The organism is Pseudomonas sp. AK181 (genome assembly GCF_051122975.1).
In the GTDB taxonomy this organism is placed as follows: domain Bacteria; phylum Pseudomonadota; class Gammaproteobacteria; order Pseudomonadales; family Pseudomonadaceae; genus Aquipseudomonas; species Aquipseudomonas lactis.
On sequence record NZ_CP146348.1, the window covers coordinates 3,641,232 to 3,652,845 of the forward strand.

Sequence of the window (11,614 nt, forward strand, 5' to 3'; positions counted from 1 at the left end):
GTTAACGCCAACTCCAGGAAACGCCGGTGTAGATACCCCGCCCATCCGCAGGGGTGGAGCGCGCCGCGTCCATGCCTTTGTCGTCGTAGCCCGGGGTGACGGTGTTGGCGTAGCGGCGGTTGGTGAGGTTGCGCAGGTCGACCCAGGCTTGCCAATCCTGCTTGGGCGCGTCGTAGCCGAAGGTGGCGCCGAGGGTGGTGTAGGCCGCCGCGTAGTAGGAGTTGGCGTAGTCCACCGCTACCCGTGAGGCGTGCTCGGTGTTAAGGCTGGTGTAGAAACCCGTCGGGTGGCTGTAGCGCAGTTGCGCCTGGTAGTAGTGCTTGGGAATGCCGGGCAAGGTGTTGTCGCCGAAACGCTCGTCGTCGCGGTAGTGGAAGTCGCTGAAGGTGTAGGCCTGGCGCAGATCGAGCTTACCGCTGCGGCCGCCGTCCCACAGCGGGCTGAGCAGGCTCAACTCCACACCCTGGTGCACGGTTGGGCTAGCGTTGGACTCGGCGATGATGGCGCTACTGTTGGCGGTTTGGGCCTGGGTTTCCACGGAGAGCAGCTCGTGGCGAACCTCAGAACGATAGAGCGCCAGGTCCCATTGGCCGAGCCAGGCTTCACCGCGCCCGCCGATTTCCAGGGTGGTGGCGGTCTGATTACGCAGCTTCACGCCTTCGCGCTGCAACCCCGTGGCCGCCCCACTGCCCGGCCCGAAGTACTTGTTGGAACCCCAGATCATCGACCACGCATGCGGTGGCTCAACCGAGCGGCTCAGGTTGCCGTAGACCTGCAACTGCGGGGTGAAGTCGTAACGCAGGCCGATGCGCGGTGCATAATCCCAATCATGCTGACTTGTCGGCGCCTGGCCGTCGGGGTACGTGACCTGAGTTTCGCGGCGCGTGTAGATGGCGGCGAGGCCGGTGGTCAGCCATAGATCCTCCAGCAGTTCCAGCTCATTGCCTACATGCAGCACGGTATCGGAGCCCAGGTAGCTGTAGTCGCGGGTCTTGGTGCCGGGGGCATAAATGGCGGTATTGCCCGCAGGGATGCGCACGTATTCCGACGCGCCATTGTTCGGCATCGCCTGGGTGGTACGCAGGCCGAGGGTGGTGGTACTGGCATGGCCGAACAGGCTGTCCTGGCGGATGTAATTCAGGGTGCCGCTGATATCGGTGTAGGCGACTTTGAGGCGGTTGGTGCCTTCGCGCAGGTCCATAGGGTAATCGTGATAGGCCAGCCCGACCTCGACCCGTGAATTATCGTCCAAGCGCAAGGTGGTTTTGTTGGCGATCCAGGTGGAGCCCGGTTGCAGGCGTTTTGAATCGCGGGCGGCATTGAGGCTGTTGGCGGCACGCGGATCATGGCTGATCTGGTCACGCGTGAGCCTGCCGGGAGAATCGTTGGTGGTTTCGCGATAACGCAAGTAGAAGCGCGTTTCCAGGTCCGGGTTAAAGCGATAGCCAAAGTTGGCGGCGATGCCCTTGCCGGTACCAGCGCTCTGGTGCTGATAACCGTCGGATTCCGAATCGGTGAGGCTGATGTAATAGTCGGCGTCCCCCAGCACTTGCCCCGAACTGACTTCACGTTGAGCATAGCCGCGACTGCCGACCTCATAGCGCACTTGCAGCTTGGGCGCGTCCAAGCCGGTGCGGGTGACGTAATTGACCGCACCGCCCAAAGCCAACGCGCCCTGATCGAACCCGTTGGCGCCACGCAGCACCTCTACCCGGCTTTGCCACAGCGGGTCCTTCAGCTCATAAGGCGTACCCCCTGGGCCGGTAAGCGGCAGGCCGTCGAACATTTCATACAGGCCGGAGGCGTGGGCACCGGGCGCGCGGTTCAGGCCCGAGCCACGAATGGACACCTTCACCCCTTCGTTATTGGCCGCCTTGGCGTAAACACCAGCCTGGTACTTGAAGACATCCTCGTTGCTGCTGACCCGTCCCTGCTGAACGCTGTCCATGTCGATGTAATTGGTGCCACCGGGCATGCTTTTGAGCTGCGCCTGGGCGATTTCTGCGGCGCTGGCCTCGGCCGTGGTGACTTCAACCGGCGCCAATTGCAGGCCTTCGGCCTGTACCAGCGAACTGAGGGTCAAGGCGGCAAAAATAAACGGGGGGTGGCGCAGCAGCATTGGGGGCAGGTCCTTGGAATCCGGGAACGTGCCAGGCCAAGCCCACCACGCGAACAGTGATGGGAAGGCAGGCACGCCCGTCGAGTCACTCCTTAATGACGGACAGGGGCGTATCAAAAACAGGGATGAATCAGTTTAGCCATCGGTAGTTGCCAATGCCCGCAGCAGATCATCTGCATCCGACCCCGGCGCAAAGCGAAAGCCATACATTTCGTCAGTGGCGAGAATCTCCCCCAAGGTGTCGCGCAACTGGGCCTCCGTGGGCGAGTCACGCAATAACTTATGCGCCGGCAGCAACAACTCGGCAGACACGCCCTGGGCCGTCGCGGCGTCGATCACCGCATAGAGGATAAACCGCAAGCGTATTTCGCGATCCGTGGGCCAAACCGTTTTTCGTTTACCCAAGGTAGGGCCTCGTGTTTAAGAAAAATCCGAGGCTATTGCCCGCAGGCAAGCGTTTCAAGCCACAGGAGGCAAGATAGGCCGCTTCCTACAGCGGAAAGGGAAACACCGCACCGATTGGTCGATGCGACGGGCCTTATTGCACCGGCAGGAAATTCATCAGCAACAGGCTTTGTGCGTAATTGAGGCCAATGCGTCGGTAGCGCTCATCGAGGATTTGGGTAAGCAAGTCCAAACGCGCGACGATCTTGCCGAACTCAACGGCAAAACTGAGGTTACTGCCCTCCTCCGATATTTCATTGGAAAACAACAGCAACACGCCATTGGCATCCTGACGCTGGCTGAGCAACCAGGTGGCCTTTTCGATATTGCGCGCGGCATTGCTGACAAACTGCGGGTTGATCGAGTCGGTCACATAAAACTGCGTGCGCCCGCCGTGAGCGGTTACGAGCATGCTGCCAATCGCATAGATGAACGCGCCGACGCGATCGCCGCGAAAGTCAGGGCTCAAGGAATAACTCAAGGCAGCCAGGTCACGCCGGTCACCCAGTGCGGGCAAGGGTTGGCGATTTTCGATGGCCTGGCGGATTTGCCGGGCGGCGGTCACCGCATCCGGGTAGCCCGATTGACGCCATTGGCTGGGGTTGCGCAGGTAGAGCTTGCTCATCAGCAAGTAGAGGCTTTGCAGGTTGTCACGCATGCCCAAGGTGGCCATGCGGTCGACGCTGGTCTGGAAGAACTCATCGGGCTTGCCATCGCTGAACTGCCTGGCGATATCGCGGCCCTGTTGTTGGCTGCAACCCACTGCACACAGCGCGAACATCGCAGCCAGCAACAGCGGCCATCGGGTGGTAAAAATCGTAAACGTTCGATCCATCGGCACCGGGTCTGATTCTGTGGGCCGCACGCGGGAGTCGGGTGGCCGGGACAGAGGTAGATCAGCAAAAGGGAAAAAAGTGCAGCGGTGCGGGTCGGATCAGCATCGGCTTACAGCCACAAGGAGGTGAACGAGACCAAGGGGGCCAGCAGACAAAGCCCGGCACAGGGCCGGGCTCTTTGGCCTGAACGCCTTCAGGTCTTGGGATGCTCAGTAGCTACTGAATCGGCCGCATCTACATCCGACATATCTTCTTCAAGAGGCGCCTCGTCATCCGGCGGCAGCGGGATATTGTCCTCGTCACGCCGCGGGTCATGGCCGGTCTCGTTATCGGTGCCCCGGGTAACCGCTTGCTGGGAAATGTTGCCTGGGGCTTTCTCGTTGATTTCCATGCTGGCACTCCGTTTATAGGCTCGGGATATCCGCGCTTAGGAATGAGAGGCTGCATCGGGATTGAGAGTGCCGGGCGTTAGACGAATGGCGTTTAGTAGGCAGTCGAGGTGAAAGAAAAACTGCTGCCGTGCTGAGAAATTCTGCGGCGAACAAGGTCTCCCGGCTTCATATCAATTTCTGATTCGATGATTCTTGAGGTGCCGAAAAGCATGTATTTCGAGACACCAAGAATATGCTTGCCAGGGGCCAGCCCAAACCTGGCAACCTCCCCAGGGTGAAACTCGGCAGCCGGTTTCCCATCAATATGCAAAATAAAACGGACTTCAGCTCCGTAGATGCCCGAGTCTCTAGTCACCACCAACTGAGCCGCGTTCTTTTCCGTGAAGGCATACATCCTTGTGGATGGCACAGGGTCTGCGATGTCGGCAGATATAGGCGAAGTGGAGCACCCACCAAGAGCAGCAAGCAGTAATGCTCCGATTAAGCCTCGCATATCGTTCCCTCAAAAAATTTGTGCGACTTTAACATCCACGATAACCATAACAAGCTGTCTGTTCGCTATGTCTTATCTGATGGTCGTTCTCCCCACCCACCGTTTGCCGCAGCAGAGCGACACCGGTCATCAATCTTCGGGATTGTTGTCAGCAAACGACTTATTCAGTAGGCCCTGAACGACACTGTCGGGATCACCCAGCAATTGCTTACTGAATGCCTCTCCCTCGGCTGGACGCGTCGCGAGTAGCCCCCAGGACTTTGTTCCATCTGTGTTAAAGACCACGATTAGCTGATTGTCTGCACAATCATGTGGCTTGCACATGTGGCCTACCGTAAAGCGCTTACCATCCGCCGAAACCGTCTCGACTGGCGACGCTGTGCCCTGAGCTTTACTGACCCAGTCCGGATAACTGAGCATCTCTGCGTAGGCTTTTTTGTAAGGCGCTTTGCTGGCAATCTCGGGCAGATATTGCTCAGCCCAAACGCCTTCAGAGACTAGCATCATGGAGGCACCCGCCAGCATCGAAAGGCTCAGTATTTTCATTCGAATGACTCCATCTCGCTGACTTTTCAGCCGCTTTCGCAGGTTGCACTTAAACATCGGTATGAAAGCTGGGACAGGGCACTGTTTTAGAAGTTTCGACGTTCACCTAACAAACAAGCTTGAAATCATGAGGCAGGCCATGGCTGCCGTGTAGAGGAATAAATCAGTCAAGCTAAAAGCTCCGTACTGTGCTTAGTAATGAATACGCAGTGCGAGGGCACGTGCACGATGACAGCTCCATACGGATCAAGTAAGACAGCATAGTCTTGTAGAAAACGTGCTGTGATGACGGCGGCCATTTGCTTCGTGTACTTTCGACCCTCGACTTCACTTACGGATGAGTATCATGAATGACGATTTGAAGCAGTCAGGCTCTACGACTACATCACAAGCCACCACCTCTCTAGAGCAGGTCAAAACCGGCAGGGTCCTGGATTTTACCTGGGCGCCAAACGCCAACACCACGACCACCATCGTCTCGGCAGACTTTGTCGACTACAAGGTCGATACTGCCCAAGGCAGCCCCACTGGCGACAGCCATTCCATTGCACGATTTACCTATGTCCAGGGCAAAGGCGGTGGCCAGATCAGCCAGCTCTTTCTGGAAGAAATGCGTGCCGGTGTACGCGCCAATACCCAGATCGGGTTGATGGTAGGACGCAAATGGGTTCTGGACCCCAATGGGGAAGTTTCCGGCAGCATTGGTACATACGTGGTTGAGCAATTCGACGACATGCGCGCCAGTGTGAATTATGTCGGCTCCTTCGCCCGGGTCTTCGCTGATCCGAGAATGGTCAGTTACCACGCTGGCGGACATGTGCACACTAATGTTTCTATCACCGGCAGCAGGCCCTTGACCATGTCGGATTCAGGCAAGTCGATACTGGTCATCAGCGATACAGATGTCACGCTGACAATCGGTGATGATGTGATTGAAGGGTTCAAGGTGAATCTAATCCAGGCGGCCGCCGGCAAGATCAACATTGCCGTATCCAGCAGCCACGTGATCTACAGCAACGCTGGAAGCCGCACGCACACGCTCAATCCACTGGATGAGCTGAAAGTCAGTACCTTCCCATTCGGGCCGGTGTTCCTGGCCTTTCGAGTTAGACCAACTGCCTAAATAGCCCGGTATAACCAAACCCCAGAAACGCAAAAGCCCCGCTTTCGCGAGGCTTTTGTGTAAATCTTGGCGGGAAACCAGGGATTCGAACCCTGGGAACGCTATTAACGTTCGCCGGTTTTCAAGACCGGTGCATTCAACCACTCTGCCAATTTCCCTTGTGCATCACAGGATTATAGTAGCCCATCCCGTGTCAGCGGGCGCCATAATACCCGAATGAAACACACTGTCAAACTCTCTGCATCGCTTGTTACAGGGCGTCTGTTATGATCTTTGCGACTGAACGTTTCAAAACTGAAGGAGTGTCGCCATGCGCGAACAGAATTACGCAGTGAATGGCAACGCGCAGGCTGAGCAGCTTGAAGTCAGCCGCGTGTTGCGCAACACCTACGGCTTGCTCGCCCTTACCCTCGCATTCAGCGGCGTGATGGCTTACGTGGCCCAGCAGATGCGCGTCGGTTACCCGAATATCTTTGTCGTGTTGATCGGCTTCTACGGTCTGTTCTTCCTGACCAACAAGCTGCGTGACTCGGCCTGGGGCCTGGTGTCGGCGTTTGCCTTGACCGGTTTCATGGGCTTTATCCTCGGCCCAATCCTCAACCGTTACCTGGGCATGGCCGGCGGTGCGGAAGTGGTCAGTTCGGCATTTGCCATGACCGCCCTGGTGTTTGGTGGTCTGTCGGCCTACGTGCTGATCAGCCGTAAAGACATGAGCTTCCTGGGTGGCTTCATCACCGCAGGTTTCTTCGTGCTGCTGGCGGCCGTGGTGGCCAGCATGTTCTTCCAGATCAGCGGCCTGCAACTGGCGATCAGCGCGGGTTTTGTGCTGTTTTCCTCGGTGTGCATCCTGTTCCAGACCAGCGCCATCATCCACGGCGGTGAGCGTAACTACATCATGGCGACCATTAGCCTGTATGTGTCGATCTACAACCTGTTCATCAGCCTGTTGCAGATCTTCGGCATCATGAGCCGCGATGACTGATCAGCCAGCGCAATAAAAAATGCCCCGTATCGCGAGATACGGGGCATTTTCATTTTCAGGCCCGATAAAGCTCAGTACTGATTGGGTTCCATCTCCAGCTCGACCTTGAAGCGCTTGAAGATATCTTGCTGGATGCGTAGCGCCAGCTGGGCAATCTCCTGCCCGGTGGCAGTGCCGTAATTGACCAGCACCAGCGCTTGCAGCTTGTGCACGCCCGCATCGCCCTCCCGGAAGCCCTTCCAACCGGCCTTGTCGATCAGCCAGCCGGCGGCGAGTTTCATTTGGCCGTCGGCCTGAGGGTAGGCCACCAGGTCCGGATACTGGCTTTGCAGCTCCACAGCCAGGGCTTGGGGTACCAGCGGATTCTTGAAGAAGCTGCCCGCATTGCCCAGCTCCGCCGGGTCTGGCAGTTTCTCGCGGCGAATGCTGCAGATCGCGCGGCTCACATCGCTTGGCGTGGCGTGGGTGATGCCCTGCGCGGTCAGGCGCTGTTGCACCGGGCCGTAGTCGAGTTTCAGGTGAGTGGCGCGGCTGAGGGCAAAGCGTACCCGCAGGATCAGCCAACGCCCGACTTCGTGCTTGAACAGGCTGTCACGGTAAGCAAAGTTGCATTCGTCGAGGCTGAAGTCCCGCAGTTCGCCCGTCTGGCGGTCCAAAGCGGTGAGGCCGGCGAAGACATCCTTGATCTCTACGCCATAGGCACCGATGTTCTGCATCGGCGCGGCACCGACAGTGCCTGGGATCAAACTGAGGTTTTCCAGGCCGCAGAAGCCGTGTTCGAGGGTCCACAGCACAAACGGATGCCAGGCTTCGCCCGCTTCGGCTTCGACCACCACGTGCGTGCCATCGTCGCTCACCACGAGAATGCCTTGGGTCGCCATGCGCAGCACCAGCGCCGGAATATCCTGGGTCAACAGTAAATTGCTGCCGCCACCGATCACCAGCAACGGCACCGCGTGCGCGGCGGCATAGGCGATGGCCTCGCGCACGTCAGCATCACTGTGGGCCTCGGCGAACAATTGCGCGTTCACATCGATGCCAAAGCTGTTGAATGGCTTGAGCGATACCTGCGCAAGCACTTGCAAGGTCATAACCGCCCCTTCAATTCGATCACCAATAAATCACAGGCGCGTTCGATCAGGTCCATGACCCGTTCGAAACCTTGCTCACCTTCATAGTAAGGGTCTGGCACCTCGTCCACCTCGCCATCAAAGCGACGCAGGAATAAATCCAGCTCCGCCTTGCCCTGCCCCGACTGCATGGCTTTGAGGTTGCGCAGGTTGCTGCTGTCCATGGCCAGGATCAGGTCATAGCGGGCAAAGTCCGCGCGGCAAACCTGCTGGGCACGCTGGCTCGACAAGTCATAGCCGCGCGCCAACGCCGCACGCTGGCTGCGCTGGTCCGGTGGGTTGCCGACATGCCATTCGCCGGTACCGGCAGACGCCACCTCAATCTGGCCCGCCAAGCCGGCTTCGCGCAACTTATGGCGCAAGATACCTTCAGCGGTTGGCGAGCGGCAGATATTGCCCAGGCATACAAACAAAACTTCCATCAGGCGCCCAGCAGGCGACGGACGCGTTCGAGGTCTTCCTGGGTGTCGACACCGGCTGGCGGTGCTTCCAAGGCATCGCCCACGTGGATACGCACGCCGTGCCAGAGCGCACGCAGTTGCTCCAGGGACTCGGTGTTCTCCAGCCAGCACGGGCCCCAGCTGACGAAGTCATGCAGGAAACCGGCGCGGTAGGCGTAAATGCCGATGTGGCGGCGATACGGCACACCTTCCGGCAACACGTCAGGGTGCTTGGCGAAGGCATCCCGTGCCCAGGGCAGCACTGAGCGACTGAACGTCAAGGCCAGGCCGTTGATATCGCTGACCACCTTCACCACGCTCGGGTTGAACAGCGTCTCAAGGTCTTCGATCGGCTCGGCCAGGGTCGCCATGCGCGCTTCGGCGTCGGCAGCCAGGTTGGCCGCGACCTGGTCAATGATGCTCGGCGGGATCAACGGCTCGTCACCCTGCACGTTCACCACAATGGCGTCGGGCGCCAGGCCAAGCTTGGTCGCCACTTCGGCCAGGCGGTCAGTGCCGGAATTATGGTCTTCGCGGGTCAGTACCGCTTCGGCACCAAAACCTTTGCACGCCTCGATAATACGCGGATCATCGGTGGCCACTACCACGCGCTCGGCGCTGCTTTTGCAGGCTTGCTCCCACACCAACTGGACCATCGGCTTGTCGCCGATCATTTGCAACGGTTTGCCCGGCAGGCGCGTCGAGGCATAGCGCGAGGGAATGACAACGGTAAAGGCGGTGGTCATTTATCCAGGCGCTCATCGGTGGTCAGGGTACGGGCTTCGCTTTCGAGCATGACCGGGATGCCGTCACGGATAGGGTAAGCCAGGCCGGCACCTTTGCTGATCAGCTCGGTTTTGTCGGCGCTGAGCTTGAGCGGGCCTTTGCAGATCGGGCAAGCGAGGATATCGAGCAGTTTGGTGTCCATGAGTGTTTCCTGGAAAGAAGCGTTTTAAGGCAAGAGACGGTTGGGCAGCAGACGCATCAGCTGCGTGTCGAACCAGGCGACGAACGCCGGCGACGGTACCGCATCCACCGCAAGGTACCACCAGTCGGGCTGGGCAAAGGCGCGGCACTTCACCGCGTCCTTTTCGGTCATGACCAGCGGCAATGACGGGGTAAAACTCAAGACCTCGGCGCTGTAGGGCGCGTGGTCGGCAAAAGCATGGGGTAGCGGCTGCCAGTGTAGCGTTTCAAGGGTATTGAAGAAACGTTGCGGGTTACCTATGCCGGCCACCGCATGCACCTGCTGGCCCTGCGAAAAATAGGTGACCGGCTGGCGCTCGCCGCTGTGCAGGTTGACCAGCGCTGTGGGCTGCAGGCGGAAGGCAAAACCCTCTTCACGGTCCGAGGCGGCACCGTTATAGAGCACCGCATCCACACTGTGCAGGCGCTCCACCGGTTCGCGTAACGGCCCGGCAGGCAGGCAGCGGCGGTTGCCGAGGCCACGGGCGGCATCGATCAGCACCAGTTCAAGGTCGCGTGCCAGGCGGTAATGCTGCAGGCCGTCATCCGAGAGGATCAGGTCCAGGGGCTCACTGGCCAGCAGGGCCTTTACCGCACGACTGCGATCAGGATCGATCATCAGCGGTACACCGCTGCGCTGTACGATCAGCAAGGGTTCATCACCGGCCACCTCGGCACTGTGGCCGGCCTCGACCCGCCACGGCAACTGCGGCGGCTTGGCACCGTAGCCTCGACTGACCACGCCCACGCGCAAACCGCTGCGGCGGCAGTGCTCGATCAACCACAGGATCAACGGCGTCTTGCCGGTGCCGCCTACCGTGATATTGCCCACCACGACCACCGGCACCGGCGCTTGATAAATCTCGCCCTCGCCTGCCACAAAGCGCGCACGCTTACGTTGCACCACGCGGCGATACAGCGATTCCAGTGGCCGCAAAAATGCCAGTGCCGGGTGGCCCTCGTACCAGGCCTTGAGTAAGCGATCGGACATGGCCATCAGGGCGGGCTCGCCGCCTCGACGGTGGTCATGCGCAAATGGCTGAAACCGAGCTTGCCGGCAGCGTCCATGGCGGTGATCACGGCTTGATGCGGGGTCTTGCCATCGGCGCTGATGGACAGCGGCAACTGGGTGTCGCCGCCAGATTCCTTCTGCAACGCCTCCATCAAGCTGGCAAGGTCGTTTTTCTCCAGCAACTGGTTATTCACCGAAAACACCCCTTCGGCGCTGATGGCGATGTCCAGTTGCTTGACCTGCTGGTCTTCGGCAGGCGAGCCGCTTACCGCTTCAGGCAAGTCGACACGCAGCTGGGTTTCGCGGGTGAAGGTGGTGGTCACGACAAAGAACAGCAGCAGGATAAACACCACGTCGATCAACGACGCGAGGTTGATATCGACATTTTCCCGTTGCTTGCGGCGAAATTTCACGCTTTGCCCTCGACCAGGTCTACATCACGGTCGCCCTGCACCACTTCTACCAACTTGATGGCTTCCTGTTCCATACCGACCACCAGCTCATCAATGCGCCGCTGTAGGAAACGGTGGAAGAACACCGAAGGGATACCCACCATCAAGCCCGCCGCGGTGGTGATCAGGGCCTTGGAGATACCGCCGGCCAGTACCGACGCGTTGGTGGTCATGCCCGAGCCCGTGAACGCGCTGAAGATATCGATCATGCCCAATACCGTGCCGAGCAAACCCAGCAACGGCGCCATGGCGGCGATAGTGCCGAGGGCGTTGATATAGCGCTCCAGCTCATGGATAACCCGGGCGGCCGCTTCTTCAATGCACTCTTTCATGATCTCGCGACCATGCTTGGAATTGGCCAAGCCGGCGGCGAGGATTTCACCCAGTGGCGAATTGGCACGCAGCTCCTTGAGCTTTTGCTTGTCGAGCTGCTTGTTCTTGATCCAGCCCCAGACCTGCCCCAGCAAGTGCTCGGGGGTGACGCGACTGGCGCGCAGGGTCCACAGGCGTTCGGCGACGATGCCGAGTGCGACGATGGAGCTCAGAATGATCGGCAACATCATCCAGCCGCCGGATTTGACCAATTCCCACACAGTGAATGTCCCCTCGAAAAAGTGCGCCACTTTACCATATAGGGTCAACAGAGGGGTTCACCGGCTACAGGCCCTTCTGTCGCGGT

Annotated in this window: 15 protein-coding genes and 1 tRNA gene; 2 read left to right on the plus strand and 14 right to left on the minus strand. The window is 59.2% G+C overall.

What is annotated here, in order from left to right:
• Position 1: 1 nt before the first annotated feature.
• The 6 genes from V8689_RS16485 to V8689_RS16510 all read right to left on the minus strand — a co-directional run bounded on the left by V8689_RS16485 (position 2) and on the right by V8689_RS16510 (position 4,830).
• On the minus strand, positions 2-2,119 hold the full coding sequence (locus V8689_RS16485; protein WP_056783749.1) for a TonB-dependent receptor family protein: 2,118 nt from the start codon (positions 2,117-2,119) through the stop codon (positions 2-4).
• 135 nt (positions 2,120-2,254) lie between these two features.
• On the minus strand, positions 2,255-2,524 hold the full coding sequence (locus V8689_RS16490; RefSeq protein WP_032896723.1) for a hypothetical protein: 270 nt from the start codon (positions 2,522-2,524) through the stop codon (positions 2,255-2,257).
• 133 nt (positions 2,525-2,657) lie between these two features.
• A complete protein-coding gene (locus V8689_RS16495; protein ID WP_056783745.1) occupies positions 2,658-3,398 on the minus strand; it encodes a hypothetical protein in 741 nt (246 codons plus the stop codon).
• Between the two features lie 194 nt (positions 3,399-3,592).
• Positions 3,593-3,790: a hypothetical protein gene (locus V8689_RS16500; RefSeq protein WP_014718870.1), complete on the minus strand. Its 198-nt coding sequence runs from the start codon at positions 3,788-3,790 to the stop codon at positions 3,593-3,595.
• A 92-nt stretch (positions 3,791-3,882) separates the two neighbouring features.
• The gene (locus V8689_RS16505; protein ID WP_056783742.1) at positions 3,883-4,284 is read right to left on the minus strand and encodes a hypothetical protein; all 402 of its coding nucleotides are present in this window, start codon (positions 4,282-4,284) and stop codon (positions 3,883-3,885) included.
• A 129-nt stretch (positions 4,285-4,413) separates the two neighbouring features.
• Complete coding sequence (locus V8689_RS16510) at positions 4,414-4,830, minus strand: Ivy family c-type lysozyme inhibitor (protein ID WP_056783741.1); 417 nt, start codon at positions 4,828-4,830, stop codon at positions 4,414-4,416.
• Positions 4,831-5,176: 346 nt separating this feature from the next.
• On the opposite strand from V8689_RS16510, the gene V8689_RS16515 reads away from it, so the two are divergent.
• Entirely contained in the window at positions 5,177-5,953 is a 777-nt protein-coding gene (locus V8689_RS16515) for a hypothetical protein (RefSeq protein WP_056783738.1), read from the plus strand.
• Between the two features lie 67 nt (positions 5,954-6,020).
• Here V8689_RS16515 and V8689_RS16520 read toward each other — a convergent pair.
• Positions 6,021-6,111, minus strand: a tRNA-Ser gene (locus V8689_RS16520).
• Positions 6,112-6,263: 152 nt separating this feature from the next.
• Between V8689_RS16520 and V8689_RS16525 the strand changes: the two genes are divergently transcribed.
• A complete protein-coding gene (locus V8689_RS16525; protein ID WP_003192030.1) occupies positions 6,264-6,935 on the plus strand; it encodes a Bax inhibitor-1/YccA family protein in 672 nt (223 codons plus the stop codon).
• Between the two features lie 71 nt (positions 6,936-7,006).
• Here the strand turns inward: V8689_RS16525 and murB are convergent, their stop codons facing one another.
• Genes murB through V8689_RS16560 form a run of 7 tightly spaced genes read right to left on the minus strand, consistent with a single transcriptional unit; the run spans position 7,007 to position 11,528 of the window.
• Entirely contained in the window at positions 7,007-8,026 is a 1,020-nt protein-coding gene (gene murB / locus V8689_RS16530) for a UDP-N-acetylmuramate dehydrogenase (RefSeq protein ID WP_056783734.1), read from the minus strand.
• Positions 8,023-8,487 carry a low molecular weight protein-tyrosine-phosphatase gene (locus V8689_RS16535; RefSeq protein WP_056783732.1) on the minus strand — a complete coding sequence of 155 codons (465 nt, stop codon included), beginning with the start codon at positions 8,485-8,487 and terminating at the stop codon, positions 8,023-8,025. The genes murB and V8689_RS16535 overlap by 4 nt, the downstream gene beginning before the upstream one ends.
• Positions 8,487-9,251 (minus strand): 3-deoxy-manno-octulosonate cytidylyltransferase, encoded by a 765-nt coding sequence (kdsB, locus tag V8689_RS16540; protein ID WP_056783729.1) that lies wholly within the window; start codon positions 9,249-9,251, stop codon positions 8,487-8,489. The genes V8689_RS16535 and kdsB overlap by 1 nt, the downstream gene beginning before the upstream one ends.
• Positions 9,248-9,433 carry a Trm112 family protein gene (locus V8689_RS16545; protein WP_003174668.1) on the minus strand — a complete coding sequence of 62 codons (186 nt, stop codon included), beginning with the start codon at positions 9,431-9,433 and terminating at the stop codon, positions 9,248-9,250. Before V8689_RS16545 ends, kdsB begins: the two co-directional genes overlap by 4 nt.
• 24 nt (positions 9,434-9,457) lie before the next feature.
• Entirely contained in the window at positions 9,458-10,468 is a 1,011-nt protein-coding gene (gene lpxK, locus V8689_RS16550; RefSeq protein WP_056783726.1) for a tetraacyldisaccharide 4'-kinase, read from the minus strand.
• Positions 10,468-10,896 carry an ExbD/TolR family protein gene (locus tag V8689_RS16555; RefSeq protein WP_014718877.1) on the minus strand — a complete coding sequence of 143 codons (429 nt, stop codon included), beginning with the start codon at positions 10,894-10,896 and terminating at the stop codon, positions 10,468-10,470. The genes lpxK and V8689_RS16555 overlap by 1 nt, the downstream gene beginning before the upstream one ends.
• Positions 10,893-11,528 carry a MotA/TolQ/ExbB proton channel family protein gene (locus V8689_RS16560; RefSeq protein WP_003192043.1) on the minus strand — a complete coding sequence of 212 codons (636 nt, stop codon included), beginning with the start codon at positions 11,526-11,528 and terminating at the stop codon, positions 10,893-10,895. The genes V8689_RS16555 and V8689_RS16560 overlap by 4 nt, the downstream gene beginning before the upstream one ends.
• Positions 11,529-11,614 lie beyond the last annotated feature (86 nt).